Genomic DNA, 20,294 nt, shown 5'->3' with positions numbered 1-20,294 from the left:
AGCCCAAAGCCGGTGCTACGGAAATAATATCTGCCATACCTGATGCACCGCATTCCTCGCTTCTGCCAGCCTGCTTTCAGTGGGCACCCGGGCTGGTGCGAGTGTCAACCGGTGGCCCCAGCCACGCAATAACTGATAAGCCTGTTGCAGTGCAATAACCTGGTCCGCGCGAAGTAAACCGGCTTCACCTGCGGCATCAAGGATCCTGATATTATCACTGTACCGGTATAGCGCCGGATAATCTTTACCATGTGCCAGCACCAGGTACTGACTTATAAATTCAAGGTCTACAATGCCACCAGCACTGTATTTTACATCATCATCGGCACTACCATGATGGCTGCGCAGTTTTTGGCGCATTGCAGTAACATCATTACGTAATTGCAACGGGTCACGCTGTTGCTGAATAATATCAGCCCGTATTTTCCGGAAACAGGCCGCCATGCGCTCAGAGCCGATGATCAAACGGGTTCTGACCAACGCCTGGTGTTCCCAGGTCCAGGCCTCCTCCTGTAAATATTGAAAATAAGTATCGATATGAATAGCCAGCAATCCGGAGTTACCTGAGGGTCTGAGCCTGGTATCAATTTCGTATAGCACCCCGCTGTTGGTGCGTGTCGTTGCCAGATGCAATACCCGCTGTGCTAATTTCAGATAAAACTGGCGCGAATCTATCGGCTTATCACCGCTGGTGCTGTCCAGGCTGTCACAATGGTGCAAAAACACCAGATCAAGATCTGAACCATAGCCCAGCTCAAACCCGCCCATTTTGCCGTAGGCAACCACGGCAAAACCGCGATCATTGTCGCTGGCCCCCACCGGTAATCCGTAACGCGCTGTCATTTGTTGCCAGGCCAGCGCCACGACCTGTTCTAACACGACTTCGGCTAACCAGGTTAAATGGTCACTTACCTGCATTAATGGCAGGGCACCACTAATATCGGCAGCAGCGATCCGCAATTGCTGAGCTTGCTTATACTGGCGTAATATTTCCATTAGCAGCTCTAAGTCATCTTCAGGCACTCTTAATAAATATTGGCGCAAGCGGTCCTGATAATCTGTCTTATCAGCCACCCGATACAACTGCTCCGGATCAATCAGCTCATCGAGCAACATTGGGTAACGTGCCAATTGCTCAGCCAACCAGCCGCTTTGGGTGCATAATTTTACCAGCTGCTGCAATGCTGGTGGATTCTCATACAACAGTTCAAGGTAAGCGGTGCGGGTCATAATTTGCCGGAAGACCCCCAGCACCCGGCCAAGCACCAGGCTGTCAGCCTGCTCTGTCTGAATTAAGTGTAATAAAATAGGAATTAATTTACTGAGAAACTCATGACCACGCGGGCCGACACTTCGTTTCTGACAATCCTGCCGAAAGGCCTGTAAATCGGTGATCAACGTGATAGCGGCAGCCGTATCCAACCAGTCCAGCTGTTCAGCCAAATCGGTGGCTGGTAACTGGCTACCCCATAACAAACGCCCCACCCCAAGTTCTTGCTGCTCCGGGCTTTCTTCGTGATCAATAACCAGCTTAAACTGATGATGCACCCTGGCCATGGCATCCGCAATCTGCTGATGTAGCGTATCCCAGTCCGCGATATTCAGGGATGCCAGTAACTGGGCTCTGCCATTGGTATCTGCTGGCAGAGTTTGAGTTTGCTTATCGTCTATCCCCTGCAGTGCCTGCTCAACCCGGCGCAAAAATAAGTAGTCAGTCTTTAATTCTGCTGCCTGATCCGGCGTTAACATCTCGTGCTCAACCAGCCCTTGCAGGGCTTTTAGCAAGCTTTGTTGCTGCAGCTGCGGTATACGCCCGCCACGAATTAATTGCAACGTCTGAACCACAAACTCTACTTCACGGATACCGCCAGCGCCCAGCTTTATGTTGTCTACCCGGTTACGGCGCCGGTTTTCCTGCTCAATCAGCTGTTTCATCCGTCGTAGCGATTCAATCGCCGAAAAATCGATATATCGCCGGTAAATAAACGGCTTTAGCAGTTGCTGTAATTCTGCAGCATGTTGCTGATCAGGGTTTAGCACCCGCGCCTTTAATAACGCATAACGTTCCCAATCGCGGCCCTGTTCCTGATAATAATCTTCTAATGCCGCAAAACTCAGCACCAGAGGACCACTGTCACCAAAGGGCCGTAACCGCATATCTACCCGGTAGACAAATCCATCGGCTGTCGCCTGATGTAGCGCCGCTATCAGTTTCTGGCCGACTTTGGTAAAAAACTGTTGGTGCTCAAGCGCGCGGCGGCCGCCGCGCGTTTCACCATGGCCTGGGTAGGTAAAAATAAGGTCGATATCAGAGGAGAAGTTAAGCTCTGCGCCACCCAGTTTGCCCATGCCCAATATCAGCATCGGCATTGGCTTGTCATGCTCATCATAGGGGGTGCCATTTTGCTGTTGTTGCAGCTGATACGCCCACTGGTAAGCACTATTAATTAAACAATCTGCCAGCGATGATACCCGGGCCAGCCCCTGTTCTGTATTTTGCAACTGATAAATATCAGCCGTTAGCAACAATGCCAGTGCCCGGTTCCGGTATCGTCTTAAACTACTGAATACGGCAGCCTCATCAGTCAGCTCAATGCCGCTCAGAGGATCGAGCCAGGGTTGACTGATGGCTTGCACCAGCATGCTTTTATCCAGCACCAGCTGCAGTAATTCTGGCTGCTGGCAAAGCGTTCGGCCTAAAAACAGGCTGGCTTTTAGCAAGGTTATGAGTTGTTGCTGACGGCCAGTGGCAAGCCTTGTACCCTGCAGTTGCTCAAACGCTTCCTGCCAGTAATTATTGGTCTGCGTCATGACGGCTGTACACCCTGTGTTACGACAGCGGGTTGTAACAGTAATGCTGCCAGGGCCAGCAGCAGTCGGTTGTAGGCGGCGTGTTCAAACACCAGCACACCTTGGTGCAACTGGCTGGCCAGCAGCTTCGCTTGTGCGCTGTAGTTGTCATATTGCAATGTTGTCAGCTCTTCACTCAGGGCTAACAAAAAATAAGCAGCTTGTTCAGGCATAGCCAAAAAGCCTTGCTGCTCTGGCGACGAGGTCGAGCTTCGGTAAAACAGCGCTTCGGTGCATTGCAATGCCTTCAGGTTGGCGATTAATCCCTGCTGATCTGGTACTGGTTGGCTCAGTTGTTGTTTTTCAGCCAGCAGATAGCCCCGGGCGGCTTTGCTCAGCCAGCCCGTGCGCAGCGGTAACTGGTCAATAAGGTACTCTGCCAGGGTAAAAAGCGGATTGACGCTTCCATTGAGCAGCTCCAGTTCGAGTTCGGCTATGGCTTCTGACTTGTCGCCAGCCATCACTTCTCCGTTATCGAAAACCACATCGATCACGGTTTCATCAGCGGTCAGCTGCCAACTTTGGCGGATAAAGTCGGTGCGAAAAACCTCAGTAAGCTGCTGTTGCAACATATTTAAATCGGTATTCTCTGGCCAGATTTCAGCCGGAAACGCTGCCAGTTGAGGTACGATTCCAGTAGCGGGCAGATTAAATTCGGGCCGGGCTTGCAATGCACCATGTTGCTGCCCGGCCAGTTTGATGGTCTGTTCAAAACTGCCGTTTTTCTGACGGGTGCGCAGCCCGATATCGTGACGGCGAAACCAATTGTCCGGCGTATCAAAGTATGCATTGAGTAGCGTCGCCGGACCATTTTCAGTCAGCGTGCCAAACGAGGTCAGTAGCGTGGGCAGCTTTTGGCTGTCGGCTACCGCCAGTAAAAACTTTAATTCCAGCTCCATACTCATCTCAGGCTTTCCTCTGTTATCAGGCCCTGGCCTGTTCAGCCAACTTTTACACTTGTCAATTTGCTGACAACTCCCTATCATCCGGGTATCGTGCTAAGCCCAGCTCAAGCGTAATCATTGCTTACAATTAGTTAGGATACCTATGTTTAGATTATTTCGCAGCTCTGTTTCCCGGATATTTTTCCTGCCAATATTATTGATGGTCGTCAGCCTGCCTGTAGCAGCCCAGCAAGAAAGTATTGAAAAAGAAGCGTTTATCAGCGATGCGTTGTTTGTTTATTTGCACTCTGGCCCGGGCAATCAATACCGGATTGTCGGCACTATCAATGCAGGCCAGCCGGTAACCTACCTCAGTGAAGACACTGACAGCGGCTATGCGCAAATACGCTATGAAGACAATAAAACCGGCTGGTTACCCAAAGAATATGTCAGCTACACGCCGGGTCTGGTGACGCAGTTGGAGACGCTGACCGAAAGCTTTAACAGCCAGCGCGACCAGATCCAGCAATTAGAGCAAGAGCGAAATGAGTTAAGTAGCCAGCTAAACAGCGCGATTGTTGAACGAGAGAAAGCCCTGGAGCAGTTAGCTCAGGGCAACCGTTCGTACGAGCAACTTAAGACGCAACTGGAAGCTACTCAAACCAGTATCTGGCAAAACCCGATGGTTATCGGTTCAGCTATTTTATTAATTGGCCTGATTTTTGGTTTAGTGCTTCCGGCACTATGGCCTAAACGGCGCGACAGTGAACGCTGGATGTAAAGCGGCTATTTACCCGAGGCTGTCGTTCGCTTTCAGCGGCAGCCCGGTGTCCCGTTTAACCTGTTCAATCACCACATAGGTATGGTTTTTTACTACGCCGGGTAAATCCACAATTTGCTCCAGAATAATCCGGTATGCATCCATATTCGGTAGCCGTAGTTTCAGTAAATAATCAAAACCCCCTGCTACCATATGGCATTCGACCACGTGCGGTACTTTCAGAACTTCATCCTTGAAACGGTCAAATACTGCGCTGGTGGTGTTATCCAGCGTGATTTCTATAAACACGGTGGTACCAAACCCCAGCATAGCGGCATTTAACCGAGCGCCGTACCCCTCTATGTAGCCGGCTTTTTCAAGTCTTTTCACCCGATCGATACAGGGGCTGGCACTTAAATTCACTTTTTTTGCCAAATCCACATTAGCAATCCGCCCTTCTTTTTGCAGGGTGTCCAGAATATTCAGATCTATCCGATCGAGACTTTTCGGTTTTAACGGTAACGTCATGATAATGGCTATCAGGCTAGAGTACTCATTAGCCGATTATATACTGATCATTATTAAAAATAACCTGTCTGGCTGGCGGATAGCGGTTCACAAACAAAAACTACTAAACTGCTAACTTTTGCTATGCTTAGGTGTAATAAATTACACACCGCTGAACTATCCCGCTTAACCGCAGGAACACCGCTGTTAGTCGACGCGTTAACGTCAGGTTAAGAGATTTAGCGTATAATCAACGTTTTATTTTGGCATAGGTTTAAGCTGGCAATTGGATGGCATATCAAAAAGTCTCTGTCACTGAGCTGCAGCCTGGCAGCTATGTTGTTGAAGTGGTTGAACAACGCGGTGATATTATCGTTAAGCATGCCGGCTGGGTCCGCAGTCCGCAGGCTATTGCCCAATTGCAGAGCAAAGGGGTGCTTACTGTACTGGTTGACCCCAGCCGCTTTTTAGTAACAGAACAACCTGCCGTAACGCCCGCCGAAAAAACATCAGCTGACACCGCAGAACCCGATGCGCCTGTGGTACGCCATTTATTTGCTGACGAGTGGCCGCGGGCCGAAAAAGTCCTGTTACAAAGCCAGCGCGTGCAACAACTGGTACTGGATGCAACCCGCAATCAGCAACCTATCGACTTATCAATGGTACATGAGGTTAGTGCTGGTTTATCTGACTCGGTAAGTCGTAATCAGGATGTTTTGTTATGTTTAACCCGGATTGCCGAGCAAAGTGATAGTTTGTTGCAGCACAGTATTAATTGCGCCATTTATATTGCCGCCTACGCTAAATTTATCAATCTGCCCATCGATCGCAGTAAAACCCTAATTACTGCGGCGTTGCTGCATGATGTCGGTAAAGCGCTGAAACCAGAGTTGATCCATCAACCCGACGCGGCTGCTATCGGCACCAGCCTGGCGGCACTACAACGCAATAAAGACTTAGCAGGCCAGGTGTCGCTTTGGATCAGTCAGCACTGTGCGTTTCTCGATGGTAGTGGCTCCCCGTCGATCAAAGGTAACCAGATTGCCAAAGGTAGTCAGATGCTGGCGATTGTGAATCAGTACGAAAAACTGACTAACCCGGCCAATAGTAATCAAAGCCCGTTAGCCGCGTCGCGTTATTTGCTGAGCCTGACGCCATTGCAGCTGGATACCGAATTACTGCAGTTGTTTATTAAATGTATTGGCGTGTATCCACCAGGCACCGTGGTAAAACTGACCACCGGCAAGTTAGCCCTGGTACTGGAAAACAATCCGAAAAAGCCTACCCAACCCAAAGTAAAATTGTTTTATCACAGTGTTCATCAACACCACATTATTCCGAAAATTATGGATTTATCCCGTCAGCAGGAAGAACATATTGAAGGCTGCGTTGATTTAAAAAAATATGGCCTGGATGTGCGTAACTATTTATAACTAAGCCACTTATCATTACATTGTCGGTAAGTAATTTAGTTGAAGTCAGTAAGCGCTGGCATACTAAATAACTCGCTGCCCATTTCCAGCAACACAAACTGAGGAGTAATTTCTTTTAAGCGGATATCCGCCGTTACCCATTGTCCTTCCTGTAAACTCTTACCATTAACCTTAACCCAGCGCTGAGGGCTCTGCGTTGCATAGACATGGGCTTCAAAACGCAGTGACGGGATTTGTCGCTGTAACTGCGGTGCCAGTTCACTGATATCCTTAGCGGGTGCGCCTGGTCCGCGAAGCGCCGGCCGGGGCGGTCGTAAGTTAGCTTCACTTGCAGCCATGGCCGAAGCAAAGCGCTGGCGCAGTTCATCTGATACTTCTACCTCAGGCAGCGCTGCCGATGCGGCTGGTTCAATACCTGACGGCTCAGCCTGCCTGGTCGTGGGGCCGGAGTCTGCTGTGGGCGCGGTAACGCTGACAACGCGCTGCTCTGGTGGCAACTGTTCCAGCTCGGGCTGTTGCTGTGTAGCCACCACGTCTGATGCATTGTTCAACGCAAGCTCTTGTTCTGCGCTTACCAGCGCAGCCACTATACTGGCACTGCTAGCAAGTTCAGGTTCTACCGGCTGAGGTTGCACAGAGATTACTATTGACTCAGCTGGCTTCACGTTTTGCCACCAGCTGGCCAGGGCGAAACCCAGCAGCAGCGCCAGACAAAAACCAAGTAGCAACGCCAGATTACGCCAGCCATTAGCAGCTTGCGGCGCTGTCTTCGGCGCTTGTGGCTCTACCTGTTGTTTCAGTGCATCCATTAAAATAGACAAAATTAACCTCGCAGCACTGGCAATAACACCATCGCCAGTAAAAACCCGACAACTATACCAGTGCCGGTTAAGAACGGCCAGAACCAACCCGGTAAAGCCTGCCTGGCAGCACCAGCACTTTGCTGCCTCAGCGGCAATACTTCAGTGGCCGCCCGCTGCACCTGTGCCAGCTGTACCGTTGCTTGCTGCTGGCTATATGCCGCCAGCATCGCCCGATCGGCCAGCAAATTGAGCAGTCGTGGAATACCGCCGCTTTGCTGATAAAGCGCGGTTACTGCTTTTGGGCTGAACACCGGCCGGCTGCAGCCTGCGACCTGCAGCCGGTATTTTAAGTAATGCTGTACTTCGTTTAAATCCAGCGGTAGTAAATGATAGCGGGCCGTTATTCGCTGCGCTAACTGGCGTAAGTCATTTCGTTGCAGTAATTGCTGTAATTCCGGCTGGCCAATTAATATAACCTGCAGCAATTTTTTGGTATTGGTCTCAAGGTTGGTTAACAGCCTTAACTGCTCCAGTACTGCCGGCTGCAAATGCTGGGCTTCATCAATAATCAGAATCGTTTTTTTATCCGCCTGATGATTTTTCTGCAGCCGCTGGGTAATTTTATCACCCAGCAGTTTTAAACTGGCATCGGCCTTTTTATAGCGAATTTTCAGCTCATCGCAAATTGCCGCCAACAGTTCTAATTCAGATAAGGTTGGATTCAAAATAAAGGCAACGTCAGTATTGCTATCCAGTTCCTGCAACAAAGTACGAGAGACGGTAGTTTTACCGGTACCAACTTCACCGGTTAACAGCACAAAACCGCCAGCATCGCCCAGACCATAACGCAAATGCGCCAGTGCCTCGGTATGCCGGGCGCCCAGATACATAAAGTCCGGATTAGGGGCAATGGAAAAGGGGGGGCTGGTTAAACCGAAAAAATCGGTATACATCAAAGCATCCTGCGTTTTTAGCGCTGCAAATTCGACTGACGGCGCTATAATGGCAAAAAATAAGCAATCAGGAAAGCATGTGCAGAGATATCTTGTAGGCGGTGCAGTGCGGGATGAGCTGCTGGGCTATCCCTTTGATGAACATGACTGGGTGGTCGTAGGCGCCACCCCTGAGCAAATGCTGGCAGCAGGCTATCAGCAGGTTGGCAAAGACTTCCCGGTATTTTTACACCCTGTAACCAAAGAAGAACATGCCTTAGCGCGGACCGAGCGTAAAGATGGTAAGGGCTATACCGGCTTTAGGGTCTATGCCGCCCCTGATGTTACCCTGGAGCAGGATTTACAGCGGCGTGATTTAACCATTAACGCAATTGCCAAAGACACCAGCGGCAACTATATCGATCCCTACAATGGCCGGCATGATATCGACCAGAGAATTCTGCGGCATGTCTCAGATGCGTTTGCTGAAGATCCACTGCGGGTGTTACGGGTGGCTCGTTTTTATGCTCGCTACTTCCATCTGGGCTTTAGCGTAGCAGACGACACGATGGTGTTGCTGCGCCAGCTAAGCAACAGCGGTGAATTGCAAACATTAAGCCCTGAGCGGGTTTGGCAGGAAACCGCCAAAGCCTTAAACAGCCACAGCCCGGCCGCTTATTTTAAGCTGCTGTACCAATGCGGTGCGCTACAAGCGTTAATGCCGGAGCTGGCAGCACTATGGGGCGTACCGCAGCCAGCAAAGTGGCATCCGGAAGTTGATACCGGGATCCATACCCTGCTGGTACTTGGGCAGGCCGCCGCAATGTCTGATCGGCTGGATATCCGGTTTGCGTCCTTGGTACACGACTTAGGCAAAGGTGTAACCAAAGCCGAGCTGTTACCTTCTCACCATGGCCACGAATATACCGGTCTTAAATTAATTGAGCAGCTTTGTCAGCGGTTACGGGTACCAAATGAATGTCGTGAGCTGGCGCTGCTGGTATGTGAATTTCATCAGCTGGTGCATAAAGCACGCGAATTAAAACCGGCAACGATACTTAAGCTCTTTAATGGTATTGATTTATGGCGCAAACCACAGCGGCTGGAGGACATTTTGTGCTGCTGTCAGGCTGATTTGCGTGGCCGCACAGGGTTTGAACAGGCCGACTACCCGCAAGCCCGTTATTTACAGCAGCTGGCGCACGCCGCAAATGCGGTTAATGTGCGCGATATTGTCGCCACGGGTATTCAGGGAGCAGCCATTGGCGCTGCGTTGCAACAAGCCCGCTTAGACGCAATAAGCACGGCAAAGCGGGCCTGGCAGGATAGTTAGGTTTAACAGACTCAACCGGCAAACCAACCCAGGAAAATAATCAGGCCTATCCCGAGTAACAGCCGGTAAATTACAAAGGGCAGCATACCCATCCGGCTGATAATTTTTAGGAAAAAATGTATACAAATTAGTGCGCTGATAAACGCCAGGCCCATCCCCAAAAATATCGCATTTAAGTCAAAGCTCGTCGGTTCGGCCAGTAATTTACTGGCCTGATAACCACCACTTAACATAATAATCGGAATAGATAATAAAAAAGAAAACCGGGCAGCGCTAACTTTATCTAAGCCGAGCAACATGGCAGCAGTCATGGTGATGCCAGAACGCGACGTGCCGGGGATTAACGAGATAGCCTGGGCAACACCAATAAACAGCGCCTGACGCCAGTTTAGCTGTTCCATACTTTGCTGTTGTTTCGCCGTGGCATCAGCCCACCATAATGCCAAACCAAATATAATAGTGGTGGCTGCCAATACCCAGGGCGAACGCAAATAGGTTTCAATATAGTCTGCTGCCAGTAAGCCAGCCAATCCCGCCGGAATAGTGGCCAGAATAACCCACCAGGCCAGTTTGCCATCGGTACTATGCTGCCCGCCAAGGCTTTGCACCCAGCCCACCGTTAAGCGGCCTATGTCATGTCTGAAATACAGAATTACCGCCAGTAACGTCCCCACATGTACTGCCACATCAAAAGCGATACCCTGATCCTGCCAGCCCAGAATGGCCGACGGTAAAATAAGGTGCGCTGAAGATGAAATAGGTAAAAACTCAGTAAAGCCCTGCAGAATAGCTAAAATAATAACTTCCACTGTACTCAATTACTTTCACTCCAATTAAACGGCACTGGCCAGATTTTCTGTTTGTTTTTTGGATAATCCTGCCACAGCCTGGCATAGCTTAACCCGTTTTGCGGATGAATTTCATTCGGCGCCAACTCCGCCATCGGCCACAATACAAACGCATTTTCAGTAATTTCGCCGCGTGGCAGCACTATGGGTTGCCGACAAATAACCTGATCATAGGTCAGTAAATCTAAATCCAGAGTACGACCACAAAACTTTTCTGCGCCACGGATCCGACCATGGCTGTCTTCAATTTTCTTAAGTACCAGCACACAATCAGCGATACTTAGTTCGGTATCGGTGACGGCGACCAAATTGTAAAACGCATCACCATTAAAGCCGACCGCTTCGCTTTCATATACCCTGGATAATTGCAACTGACCAAAATACTGTTGCAATGACAATACACCGGCTCTTACATAGTGCTCGCGCTCAGTATTGCTACCAATACTGATAAAAATACGGGCCATCAGGCTTGCTCCCGCGGTGTGACTACCGGCTCACTGGCCCCCGAAGTTGTGCGGACAATATGCACACCAACTGTTTGCGCCTGAGCAACCGCGCCCGGTTTACTGACGGTGACTTCCACTTTGCTGGTGGCAAACTCAGTCAGTAACATACTGGCGACGCGTTCGGCTACGGTTTCAATCAACTCAATCGGCTGAGCCGTTATCAATGCCGTCACTTTTTCGGCAATAACAGCATAATCCAGGGTCAGCGTAATATCGTCTCTGGCAGCCGCAGTGCGCTGGTCAGAGGTTAAGGCTAAATCTAGCAACAACCGTTGTTGAATGGATTTCTCCCAGTCGTAAACCCCGATTACGGTATCGACTTGTAGCTGTTTTATAAAAACTATGTCCATTCAGTTAAATCCGGATTGCGTTATTTTTCGTTTAAGGTAGGCTGGTCGGATAGGTAAATAGCCACCAAGCCCTTATCCTGCTGCTGTAAAGCGAGCGGCAATCTTATCGTAAAAACTGGTGCTGAGGAACCGTCGAAATGACCCTGCTGATTGTTATTATGATGTTTGCCGCCTATTTGTTAGGCTCGGTGTCATCAGCAGTGCTGGTATGCCAGCTTTTTCGCCTGCCCGATCCCCGCTTTCACGGTTCAGGCAACCCCGGTGCTACTAACGTGTTGCGCCTCGGCGGTGCCTTCCCTGCGGTGCTGGTGTTGGTGTTTGATATCTTAAAAGGCACTATTCCGGTCTGGGGCTCGTACTTTTTACAAATTGAACCGGTCTGGCTTGGTGCCATCGCCATTTGCGCCTGTTTAGGCCATATTTACCCTATATTTTTTGGTTTTAAAGGGGGCAAGGCTGTCGCTACCGCGTTTGGTGCCATGATGCCAATAGGCCTGGATCTCGCTGGTCTGTTAATTGCCAGCTGGATTTTACTGGTCGCAATAAGTGGCTACTCATCGTTAGCCGCTATTATTACCGTCGCACTGGCACCGCTGTTTACCTGGTGGATAAAGCCCTTATATACCATCCCGGTATTAATGCTGAGTATTTTGATTATCGCCCGTCATCGCCAGAATATTGTCCGGCTGTATCAGGGCAAAGAGAGCAAAGTGTGGGATAAATCTAAGCGCATTCGCGAATAATTATACCGGTGCTAATTCCTGCATGGGCCAACGTGGCGTTACGCCAATGGTTAAGTCTTGCTGCTGGCCGACCTGTAAACGCTGGCAGCCTGCATAGGCAATCATTGCCCCATTATCCGTGCAAAACTCTTTACGCGGATAATAGACTGCACCACCCCGGCGTTTTAATAACACCGCCAGCTGCTCCCGCAGCGACAAGTTGGCACTGACGCCACCGGCAATGACCAACCGCTGATAACCCGTTTGCTCCAGCGCCCGCTCACATTTTATCACCAGGGTATCCACCACCGCCTGTTGAAACGATGCTGCAATATCGGCCTGCACCTGCTCGCTGCTGCCTTCTTTGGCAATGACATTGGCCGCCGAAGTTTTCAGACCACTAAAGCTAAAATCCAGCCCGGGCCGGTCCGTCATTGGCCGGGGAAACTTATATTTTTTACTGTCACCCGTTAAGGCCAGCTTTGCCAGCAACGGACCGCCTGGATAAGCCAGGCCCATTAACTTAGCCGTTTTATCAAAGGCTTCGCCAGCCGCATCGTCTATCGACTCACCCAACAGCTCATAACGACCAATACCCTCTACCCCAACCAGCTGAGTGTGGCCGCCGGATACCAGCAACGCTAAAAAAGGAAACGGCGGCGGATTATCTTCCAGCATCGGCGCTAATAAATGGCCTTCCATATGGTGCACAGCCAAAGCCGGCTTTTGCCAGGCGTAGGCCAGACTGCGACCAATAGTGGCGCCTACTAACAATGCGCCGGCTAAACCGGGACCTGCGGTGTAGGCGACGCCATCAATATCAGTGGCATTGAGGCCCGCCTGCTGGATTGCCTGCTTAATTAGCGGCAAGGTTTTTTTAACATGATCGCGCGACGCCAGTTCAGGCACAACTCCGCCGTAATCAGCATGCAACGGGATCTGACTGTACAGCACATGGCTTAGCAGACCTTGTTCACTATCATAAATAGCAATAGCAGTTTCATCGCAGGATGTTTCTATACCTAGTACGCGCATCGTCTTCCCAGAAATCGTGTTAAAAAATCAGCAAATAGTAGGATCTGGCAAGAAAGTTCAGGTACACTTGCCGGCCTTTAACGCGCGCATTGTATCGGCTTCACCGTGTCAGAGCCAGAAGATCTGATTTAAGATCACTTATTCGCTTTACATTGGTAGGGGTTTTTGCGTAAAATGCCGCACCATTTTTAATCGTAATTGGTTACCGATAACCAAGTTTGACCGAGGTGAGAATTTAATGCCTGTTGTTAAAGTAAAAGAAAACGAACCGTTTGACGTAGCATTACGTCGTTTTAAGCGCTCTTGTGAAAAAGCTGGCGTGTTAGCTGATGTTCGCGCAAAAGAATTTTACGAGAAGCCTACCTGGGTTCGTAAGCGTAAGAAAGCTGCAGCGGTAAAACGTCATGCTAAAAAGCTTTCTCGCGAGAATGCACGTCGGATCCGCCTGTACTAATTACAGTCAACCGGCGTTAACCTGCCCAGCCGCGTTTAAGCGGTTCCTGCAGCAGGTTCGCACTCAGGCGTCAGGCCAATATCTGCACACCGTGTTCTTTGAGCACGGTTTGTCTTTTTCTGAAAGCATATAAAGGACATCAGTGGCAGGACAAATCCCCCGTCAGTTTATTGATGATCTGCTCGCCAGAACAGACATTGTAGAACTGATTGACCAGCGCGTACCCCTGAAAAAAGCAGGTAGTAAAAACTACTCTGCCTGTTGCCCGTTCCATAACGAAAAAAGCCCGTCGTTTACCGTCAGCCCTGATAAACAGTTTTATCATTGTTTTGGTTGTGGCGCCCATGGCAATGCGATTAGCTTTATGATGGAATTTGAGCAGCTGGAGTTTGTTGAAGCCATTGAAGAACTGGCCAAACAACTGCATATGGACGTACCGCGCGAGCAAGGCAAAGGGCCAAGCCGCCCGGCTGCTCAGGCCGACGACTACAGCTTAATGCAGCAAGCAGCCGACTATTACCAGCAACAACTGCAACAACATACTAATGGCCCGGCAGTGCAACAATACCTGCAAAAGCGGGGTCTGTCGGCGCAAACTATCAGTGATTTTCAGCTGGGCTATGCTGCGGATGGCTGGGATGGCGTGCTAAAACAGCTCGGTACCGGTAAACCCCGAGCTGTGCGTGAACAGTTAATTGAGTTGAAGCTGGTTAACCGCAATGACAACGGCCGCGAATATGACTTTTTCCGCGACCGCTTAATGTTTCCGATCCACGATAAGCGTGGCCGGGTTATTGCATTTGGTGGCCGTATTTTAAACGATGGCCAGCCGAAATACCTGAACTCGCCGGAAACCCGGCTGTTTCATAAAGGTCGTGAGCTGTATGGTTTGTATCAGGTGCGTCAGCAACCGGGCCACTTAAAACAGCTGCTGGTGGTAGAGGGCTATATGGATGTCGTGGCACTGGCCGAACATGATATTCGCTTTGCCGTTGCTTGCCTGGGTACCGCGACCACCTCAGATCAGATGCACACCCTGTTTCGTTACAGCCCGAAAGTGATTTGCTGTTACGACGGTGACCGCGCTGGTCGTGATGCAGCCTGGCGGGCACTGCAAAATGCCCTGCCACAGTTAAAAGATGGGGTAGAACTGAATTTTGTATTCCTGCCCGATGGCGAAGACCCCGATTCGTTAGTCCAGAAAGAAGGCAAAGCCGCTTTTATGGCAAGATTGGATAAAGCCCTGCCATTAAGCCAGTATTTGTTCGAACATCTGTTGCAGGAATTTGACGCCAATACCGACGGCGGTAAATCCGCACTAATGGCCAAAGGCAGTGAACTGATTAAACAAATCCCCAGTAGTTTTTATCAGGAAACCCTGCAACAAAAGCTGGATAATTTACTGGGGCGCTCCAGCGAACGTTTAAAACCGGCCAGCAAACGGCCGCAAGCACGGCCTGCCCCGGCCACGATTAAAATGACGCCAATGCGCCGGGCCATTGCCTTATTGCTGCAAACTCCCGAACTGGTCAACGTTATGCCGTATACTCCGGAACTGGCCAGTGCCGATATTCCGGGCATTAGTTTGTTACTGGCCGTGCAGCAGCATTTAGTGGATAAGCCTGGGCTTACCACCGCGCAATTACTCGAATACTGGCGGGATCTGCCAGAGCATGCCATTCTGTTAAAACTGGCAGCCTGGCAACACCAGATTGAACCTGAGCAGCTTTCGGCTGAATTTCTGGATACGTTCCACTCTATTGAAGACCAATATCTGCAACAACGACTGGAAGCTCTGGAACGAAAAGATAAACTAAAACAGCTGACCCAGGCCGAACAACATGAATATGTGCTGTTGCTAAAAGCACTGAAAAGCAAAAAACCGCGACCAGCAGGCTAACTCCGACTGGCTAGAAAAGCTTCGGTTTGTTATAATCGCTAGTTCGCATTTTTATATTAATCAACATTGGTGGAAGATAAGTCTCTATGGAGCAAAGTCCTCAGTCGCAGTTAAAACTCCTGATCATTAAAGGTAAAGAGCAAGGGTATCTTACTTTTGCCGAAGTTAACGATCACCTTCCACAAGACATTATCGACTCTGATCAGATCGAAGATATTATTCGAATGATCAACGATATGGGTATTCAGGTGTTTGAAAACGCGCCCGATGCCGATGACTTGATAATGGCTGATGCCTCAACAGATGAAGACGCCGCAGAAGAAGCCGCTCAGGCTTTAGTCAGTGTCGATAAAGAACTCGGCCGCACTACCGACCCGGTACGGATGTACATGCGGGAAATGGGTACCGTTGAGCTGTTAACCCGCGAAGGCGAAATTGACATTGCCAAGCGGATTGAAGACGGCATTAATCAGGTGCAAACGTCGGTTGCCGAATACCCGGAAGCCATTACCTACCTGCTGGAACAATGGGATAAGTTTGAAGCGGAAGAAATTCGCTTAAGCGACATTGTCTCGGCCTTTATTGACCCGAATGAAATTGATGAAGCGCCGGTTATTGCCAGCCACATCGGTTCAGACGTACCGGAAGATAAACAGGACGATGACAACGACGACAACGACGACGATGACAGTGACGATGATTCTGAAGCGGACACCGGTCCGGATCCGGAAGAAGCGCGGATAAAATTTGGCGAATTACGCGCCCAATATGACGTTACCCGCAATTCTATCGAAAAGAATGGCCGCGAACATGCGACCACCAAAACCGAAATTGAAAAACTCAGCGAAGTATTCCGCTGTTTCCGGCTGGTTCCCAAGCAATTCGATCGCTTAGTTAAAAACATGCGCGAAATGATGGACCGGGTACGGATCCAGGAACGGCTGTTAATGAAGCATTGCGTTGAATACGCCAAAATGCCGAAGAAAACTTTCGTTAAAGCCTTTACGGGCCATGAAACATCAACCGCCTGGATCGATGCTGAAATTAAAGCAGGTAAAGGCTACTCGGTGCGCCTGCAGGATATGCAGGAAGATTTAGTTCGCAGCGTTGAAAAACTGAAAAAAGTTGAAGAAGAAACCGGCTTAAGCATCTTTAAAATTAAAGACATCAACCGCCGGATGTCGATTGGCGAAGCGAAAGCCCGTCGCGCCAAGAAAGAAATGGTTGAGGCTAACTTACGACTGGTAATCTCTATTGCCAAAAAGTATACCAACCGTGGCTTGCAGTTCCTTGATTTAATTCAGGAAGGCAATATCGGTTTGATGAAAGCGGTCGACAAGTTCGAATACCGTCGTGGTTATAAGTTTTCAACTTACGCCACCTGGTGGATCCGTCAGGCCATTACCCGTTCAATCGCCGACCAGGCCCGCACCATCCGTATTCCGGTGCACATGATTGAAACCATCAACAAGCTGAACCGTATTTCGCGTCAGATGTTGCAGGAAATGGGTCGTGAGCCCACTCCGGAAGAATTGTCTGAACGGATGCAAATGCCAGAAGACAAAATTCGTAAGGTGTTGAAAATCGCCAAAGAGCCTATTTCAATGGAAACCCCGATTGGCGATGATGAAGACTCGCACTTAGGCGACTTTATTGAAGATGCCGGCGGTGAGTCACCGCTCGATTCTGCCACCATGGAAAGCCTGAAAAACGCTACCAATGAAGTGCTAGCCGGTTTAACCGCCCGCGAAGCTAAAGTACTGCGGATGCGCTTCGGTATTGATATGAATACTGACCATACACTGGAAGAAGTAGGTAAACAATTTGACGTAACCCGCGAGCGGATCCGACAAATTGAAGCCAAGGCACTGCGTAAACTGCGCCACCCTTCCCGTTCAGAAGTATTAAAAAGCTTCCTGGACGAGTAAACTTCTGCTTCATCGACCACTCAGATAAAGGCGCCAGACGGCGCCTTTATTATTTAAACCGGCATAAAGCCTAAAAAAGCAGCAATTAACTGCACTTAGCCTAATAAGCCGGATGACAAAGCACGTAAAAGTTTTTATACTGCACGCCGCTTTAACGCGAAAGAAGTTTAAAGTGGCCCCATAGCTTAGGTAAAGAGTGGTCACTGTAAGTGACAAGAAGTGATTTAACATCACTTCGAGAACGATGAACGCGAGGCCGTGGATGGCCAAGCTGAGTGCCGATCATCATGGATGTGTTAACACCGCACTCGAAAGGTTAGTTTAACGTGGCCCCATAGCTCAGTTGGTTAGAGCGCTCGACTCATAATCGATCGGTCGCTGGTTCGAGTCCAGCTGGGGCCACCATTTTTAAAGGCTTGTCGTTTTACCCTACTTCCTGAAAATAACTCGGTGCTACCTCTGTGCTACCGACATCGTACAACCTCCGCACTTTGTTTTTCAACCATATTTCTATTTGATTAAATTCGGTATACCAGAAATAATCCGCATATTGCTCGCAAGCAAAAAACGATTTGTAGATCAGGGATATATCAAATATGAAGAATGAAGGATTAAAAGAGCAGCTGGTAGACTACGGCGGAAAGCTTACACCTGCGTTGATAAAGGAAGCTTTTTGGCGGGTACTGTCGTTCATTCTCTCATCTACATTTCTGTCGTTACTGCCAGTCACACTTTTTATCGTTCACATGCATCACTATGAATATTTCTCCTACGACTTTTTTGATAAAGGCCTGTTTGGCCTGAAAGCATTTTTTGCACTCATGGTTTTTGCAATTGTCATTATCGCCTTGTTCTTTTTTGGCTTTTTACTTCCGTTGGGAGAGCGTTATATAGCCAAGAAAAAACCTGATTTTTGGAACGTCTTGGTTTTTGTCACCTGGTCAGCAACTGGAATAGCATCGTTGTTGTTATATTGGTATAAAAACGGAATAAATAACCAAGCAGACGTTTTCTATCTGCTAGCAGTCTCCTTTTTAGTCATGTGCCACATTGTTGCTCTTTGCTATGCCAAACCACCATTTCAATTTTTATCTTTAGTGTCAGTTGCAATACTTTTTTCGATAATGACTTTCATGCTTAGGGAATCAGTTGCAAGGGGAGTTAACTCAGCTTTGATTAACTTCGGGATTGGTGGCTTTCAGTGCGTAACGGTGTCAGATTCAGCCAACTCTTATAAAATTGATGGCAGGCTAATACTCGCTTCACCAGACTACATTTATGTGCGCAAATATAGTGACCAAAACTCGGTGACGTATATTCGTGTTGATAGCAATACTATCTACTCAGTTGGCGAGCAGTACTGCATTTCGAAACCAGCTCAACCTGAACAAGGCGATGAAGAAGAGGAGAGCATAGAAAGCTCTGAAGTGTCTAAGGCGACAGCGCATGCCAGTTCTTAAGAAAATCAGCTCCCAAGTTAGCTGACTTCTTATTTGAATTAAGAAACCAGTTCTCAAAAGCTGATTTACAGCTCAATTTCATGAGCTGCGCGTACGCGGAACGCACGACTATCCTCGAAGGCTTCAGACGATAAACCCTAACGTCCGATGGATAACGCGCCTCCTGGGTCGCACCCAGATGCACCATAGCTCTATTTCAGCACCCAGGTGTGGGCCGCCACTATCGGTGACGAATCGCGGCATGCGCTGTCAAAGCCATAATAATCGATGAGCAATACCGTTCGCTTGAAAAAGCTATGGTGAAATTTCCATAGCTTTTTTTATGAGCAGATTCTGGTCGAGTCGCCCCTGCTAAAAAAGTAGGGACACATGCGCCCCAAGATAGCCGAGACCTTATTTCAAAGATGAAATCGAAATACAAATCTGTTTGTGACAAAGTCGTCATTAGAGAAAACAATTAGCGGTGCTCGAGCAACTCTGAAATCACTGTTTGAAATAGCCGAAATACGCTTATGTTAGAGTTCATGAAGCTACCCTAAGAAATCAGGAACAATCTGATCATGAAGGAAGGCATTGTTCTTAAATATCGTCTCCAAAGGAGCGACTGTATGAAACAACGCGTCACTGAAATCATCTGAACGGTCAATAAGAGACCGCAAAAGATGTCAACGGCAATCCAATTTTGACCCACTTACCGCTTAAAACGGTAATCTAAATTTGACCCACCCCTGGCTTTTTTCAACTTAACGTACTCTCTGCTGCCGGTATCACACCCGCTGTTCTTTTACCTTTTAATCTATAGCTGTTGCCGCTGATCTGTACGATATGGGCATGGTGTAATAATCTATCCAGCAGTGCCGCAGTTAAGGTTTGATCATCAGCAAACGCCGTTGACCATTGAGAGAATGGCAAGTTGCTGGTCACAATTACGCTGCCTTGTTCATAGCGTTTCGCTATCACGTTAAAGAACAGATTGGCTTCATCCCGGCCGAATGGCAGGTAGCCGATTTCATCTATGATCAACAGTTTTGGTGATAGCACGCTACGTTTTAAGTATGCCTCCAGGCGGCCCTGTTTCTTGGCTGTTGCCAGCTGTAGCATTAAATCTGCCGCAGTAATAAAGCGTACTTTTATGCCACGCATAATCGCGCTGTACCCTAAGGCTATTGCCAGATGGCTTTTACCTACGCCACTGGGGCCGAGCAGTACAATATTCTCCTGGCGTTCAATAAAGGCCAGGCTGGTGAGCTCCAATAGCTGTTTGCGCGGTGCGCCGGTGGCGAAGCGGAAGTCGTAGTCATCGAAGTGCTTTACCGCTGGTAACCCGGCAGTCTTGAGCAACATTTCCCGCGTGCGCTGCAATCTGGCATCCAGTTCTGCTTGCAGCAGGCTTTCGAGGAAGTCGGCGAAGCTTTTACCTTGTGCGGCACTGTGGTCAGCCATGGCTGGCCACTCTGTTGCCATTGCCGGCAGTTTTAATACCTCGCAGGCGTGCTGTATGCGCTGAAGTTGCAGGTTCATGGCCGCACCTCCAGCAGTTGGTCATACACCGATAGGGGATGTTGCAAGCTTTCCCTTGGCATCGCATA

At 49.1% G+C, this 20,294-nt stretch carries 18 protein-coding genes and 1 tRNA gene; 9 read left to right on the top strand and 10 right to left on the bottom strand.

What is annotated here, in order from left to right:
• Positions 1 to 15: 15 nt before the first annotated feature.
• Positions 16 to 2,811 (bottom strand): bifunctional [glutamate--ammonia ligase]-adenylyl-L-tyrosine phosphorylase/[glutamate--ammonia-ligase] adenylyltransferase, encoded by a 2,796-nt coding sequence (gene glnE / locus B2Q61_RS03000; RefSeq protein ID WP_290621312.1) that lies wholly within the window; start codon positions 2,809 to 2,811, stop codon positions 16 to 18.
• Complete coding sequence (locus B2Q61_RS02995; RefSeq protein WP_290621311.1) at positions 2,808 to 3,755, bottom strand: inorganic triphosphatase; 948 nt, start codon at positions 3,753 to 3,755, stop codon at positions 2,808 to 2,810. The genes glnE and B2Q61_RS02995 overlap by 4 nt, the downstream gene beginning before the upstream one ends.
• 142 nt (positions 3,756 to 3,897) lie before the next feature.
• On the opposite strand from B2Q61_RS02995, the gene B2Q61_RS02990 reads away from it, so the two are divergent.
• Positions 3,898 to 4,515 (top strand): TIGR04211 family SH3 domain-containing protein, encoded by a 618-nt coding sequence (locus B2Q61_RS02990; RefSeq protein WP_290621310.1) that lies wholly within the window; start codon positions 3,898 to 3,900, stop codon positions 4,513 to 4,515.
• Between the two features lie 9 nt (positions 4,516 to 4,524).
• On the opposite strand, the gene B2Q61_RS02985 is transcribed toward B2Q61_RS02990, so the two are convergent.
• The gene (locus tag B2Q61_RS02985) at positions 4,525 to 5,022 is read right to left on the bottom strand and encodes a winged helix-turn-helix transcriptional regulator (RefSeq protein ID WP_290621309.1); all 498 of its coding nucleotides are present in this window, start codon (positions 5,020 to 5,022) and stop codon (positions 4,525 to 4,527) included.
• Positions 5,023 to 5,291: 269 nt separating this feature from the next.
• On the opposite strand from B2Q61_RS02985, the gene B2Q61_RS02980 reads away from it, so the two are divergent.
• Positions 5,292 to 6,434: an HD-GYP domain-containing protein gene (locus B2Q61_RS02980; RefSeq protein WP_290621308.1), complete on the top strand. Its 1,143-nt coding sequence runs from the start codon at positions 5,292 to 5,294 to the stop codon at positions 6,432 to 6,434.
• Positions 6,435 to 6,469: 35 nt separating this feature from the next.
• Here the strand turns inward: B2Q61_RS02980 and B2Q61_RS02975 are convergent, their stop codons facing one another.
• Together B2Q61_RS02975 and B2Q61_RS02970 are read right to left on the bottom strand one after the other, a co-directional pair.
• Entirely contained in the window at positions 6,470 to 7,255 is a 786-nt protein-coding gene (locus tag B2Q61_RS02975) for a general secretion pathway protein GspB (protein WP_290621307.1), read from the bottom strand.
• Between the two features lie 2 nt (positions 7,256 to 7,257).
• Positions 7,258 to 8,190: an ExeA family protein gene (locus B2Q61_RS02970; RefSeq protein ID WP_290621306.1), complete on the bottom strand. Its 933-nt coding sequence runs from the start codon at positions 8,188 to 8,190 to the stop codon at positions 7,258 to 7,260.
• A gap of 79 nt (positions 8,191 to 8,269) precedes the next feature.
• Between B2Q61_RS02970 and B2Q61_RS02965 the strand changes: the two genes are divergently transcribed.
• Complete coding sequence (locus B2Q61_RS02965) at positions 8,270 to 9,502, top strand: multifunctional CCA addition/repair protein (RefSeq protein ID WP_290621305.1); 1,233 nt, start codon at positions 8,270 to 8,272, stop codon at positions 9,500 to 9,502.
• 11 nt (positions 9,503 to 9,513) lie between these two features.
• On the opposite strand, the gene B2Q61_RS02960 is transcribed toward B2Q61_RS02965, so the two are convergent.
• From B2Q61_RS02960 to folB, 3 genes are read right to left on the bottom strand one after another with little or no spacing between them, the layout of a single operon-like run.
• Positions 9,514 to 10,320, bottom strand: a complete 807-nt coding sequence (locus B2Q61_RS02960) for an undecaprenyl-diphosphate phosphatase (protein WP_290621304.1) — start codon at positions 10,318 to 10,320, stop codon at positions 9,514 to 9,516.
• Positions 10,317 to 10,814 (bottom strand): 2-amino-4-hydroxy-6-hydroxymethyldihydropteridine diphosphokinase, encoded by a 498-nt coding sequence (gene folK / locus B2Q61_RS02955; protein WP_290621303.1) that lies wholly within the window; start codon positions 10,812 to 10,814, stop codon positions 10,317 to 10,319. Before folK ends, B2Q61_RS02960 begins: the two co-directional genes overlap by 4 nt.
• Complete coding sequence (gene folB / locus B2Q61_RS02950) at positions 10,814 to 11,206, bottom strand: dihydroneopterin aldolase (RefSeq protein ID WP_290621302.1); 393 nt, start codon at positions 11,204 to 11,206, stop codon at positions 10,814 to 10,816. The genes folK and folB overlap by 1 nt, the downstream gene beginning before the upstream one ends.
• A gap of 137 nt (positions 11,207 to 11,343) precedes the next feature.
• Here folB and plsY point away from each other — a divergent pair, with 137 nt between their 5' ends.
• Positions 11,344 to 11,949 carry a glycerol-3-phosphate 1-O-acyltransferase PlsY gene (gene plsY, locus B2Q61_RS02945; protein WP_290621301.1) on the top strand — a complete coding sequence of 202 codons (606 nt, stop codon included), beginning with the start codon at positions 11,344 to 11,346 and terminating at the stop codon, positions 11,947 to 11,949.
• Here plsY and tsaD read toward each other — a convergent pair whose 3' ends face one another.
• Positions 11,950 to 12,963: a tRNA (adenosine(37)-N6)-threonylcarbamoyltransferase complex transferase subunit TsaD gene (tsaD, locus tag B2Q61_RS02940; protein WP_290621300.1), complete on the bottom strand. Its 1,014-nt coding sequence runs from the start codon at positions 12,961 to 12,963 to the stop codon at positions 11,950 to 11,952. It lies immediately after the preceding gene.
• 238 nt (positions 12,964 to 13,201) lie between these two features.
• Here tsaD and rpsU point away from each other — a divergent pair, with 238 nt between their 5' ends.
• From rpsU to B2Q61_RS02915, 5 genes are all read left to right on the top strand, one after another.
• On the top strand, positions 13,202 to 13,417 hold the full coding sequence (rpsU, locus tag B2Q61_RS02935; protein ID WP_019675131.1) for a 30S ribosomal protein S21: 216 nt from the start codon (positions 13,202 to 13,204) through the stop codon (positions 13,415 to 13,417).
• A 142-nt stretch (positions 13,418 to 13,559) separates the two neighbouring features.
• Positions 13,560 to 15,317, top strand: coding sequence for a DNA primase (gene dnaG / locus B2Q61_RS02930; protein WP_290621299.1), 1,758 nt, complete (start codon positions 13,560 to 13,562; stop codon positions 15,315 to 15,317).
• Positions 15,318 to 15,403: 86 nt separating this feature from the next.
• Positions 15,404 to 17,245, top strand: coding sequence for an RNA polymerase sigma factor RpoD (gene rpoD / locus B2Q61_RS02925; RefSeq protein ID WP_290621298.1), 1,842 nt, complete (start codon positions 15,404 to 15,406; stop codon positions 17,243 to 17,245).
• Positions 17,246 to 17,573: 328 nt separating this feature from the next.
• Positions 17,574 to 17,650: transfer RNA gene (locus tag B2Q61_RS02920), tRNA-Ile, on the top strand.
• Between the two features lie 191 nt (positions 17,651 to 17,841).
• Complete coding sequence (locus B2Q61_RS02915) at positions 17,842 to 18,705, top strand: hypothetical protein (protein WP_290621297.1); 864 nt, start codon at positions 17,842 to 17,844, stop codon at positions 18,703 to 18,705.
• A 738-nt stretch (positions 18,706 to 19,443) separates the two neighbouring features.
• On the opposite strand, the gene istB is transcribed toward B2Q61_RS02915, so the two are convergent.
• Positions 19,444 to 20,226 carry an IS21-like element helper ATPase IstB gene (gene istB, locus B2Q61_RS02910; RefSeq protein WP_290622768.1) on the bottom strand — a complete coding sequence of 261 codons (783 nt, stop codon included), beginning with the start codon at positions 20,224 to 20,226 and terminating at the stop codon, positions 19,444 to 19,446.
• Positions 20,227 to 20,294: the final 68 nt, after the last annotated feature.

This window comes from Arsukibacterium sp. UBA5043, assembly GCA_002415085.1.
GTDB lineage: Bacteria > Pseudomonadota > Gammaproteobacteria > Enterobacterales > Alteromonadaceae > Alishewanella.
This window is presented reverse-complemented; position numbering and strand designations above follow the sequence as displayed.

Bases quoted from the DNA above. Each gene is read 5' to 3' on its own strand.
- plsY (WP_290621301.1), top strand. From the start codon at position 11,344: ATGACCCTGCTGATTGTTATTATGATGTTTGCCGCCTATTTGTTAGGC.
- folK (WP_290621303.1), bottom strand. From the start codon at position 10,814: ATGGCCCGTATTTTTATCAGTATTGGTAGCAATACTGAGCGCGAGCAC.
- B2Q61_RS02915 (WP_290621297.1), top strand. From the start codon at position 17,842: ATGAAGAATGAAGGATTAAAAGAGCAGCTGGTAGACTACGGCGGAAAG.
- rpsU (WP_019675131.1), top strand. From the start codon at position 13,202: ATGCCTGTTGTTAAAGTAAAAGAAAACGAACCGTTTGACGTAGCATTA.
- B2Q61_RS02980 (WP_290621308.1), top strand. From the start codon at position 5,292: ATGGCATATCAAAAAGTCTCTGTCACTGAGCTGCAGCCTGGCAGCTAT.
- istB (WP_290622768.1), bottom strand. From the start codon at position 20,226: ATGAACCTGCAACTTCAGCGCATACAGCACGCCTGCGAGGTATTAAAA.
- B2Q61_RS02990 (WP_290621310.1), top strand. From the start codon at position 3,898: ATGTTTAGATTATTTCGCAGCTCTGTTTCCCGGATATTTTTCCTGCCA.
- B2Q61_RS02985 (WP_290621309.1), bottom strand. From the start codon at position 5,022: ATGACGTTACCGTTAAAACCGAAAAGTCTCGATCGGATAGATCTGAAT.
- folB (WP_290621302.1), bottom strand. From the start codon at position 11,206: ATGGACATAGTTTTTATAAAACAGCTACAAGTCGATACCGTAATCGGG.
- B2Q61_RS02970 (WP_290621306.1), bottom strand. From the start codon at position 8,190: ATGTATACCGATTTTTTCGGTTTAACCAGCCCCCCCTTTTCCATTGCC.
- rpoD (WP_290621298.1), top strand. From the start codon at position 15,404: ATGGAGCAAAGTCCTCAGTCGCAGTTAAAACTCCTGATCATTAAAGGT.
- glnE (WP_290621312.1), bottom strand. From the start codon at position 2,811: ATGACGCAGACCAATAATTACTGGCAGGAAGCGTTTGAGCAACTGCAG.
- B2Q61_RS02995 (WP_290621311.1), bottom strand. From the start codon at position 3,755: ATGAGTATGGAGCTGGAATTAAAGTTTTTACTGGCGGTAGCCGACAGC.
- tsaD (WP_290621300.1), bottom strand. From the start codon at position 12,963: ATGCGCGTACTAGGTATAGAAACATCCTGCGATGAAACTGCTATTGCT.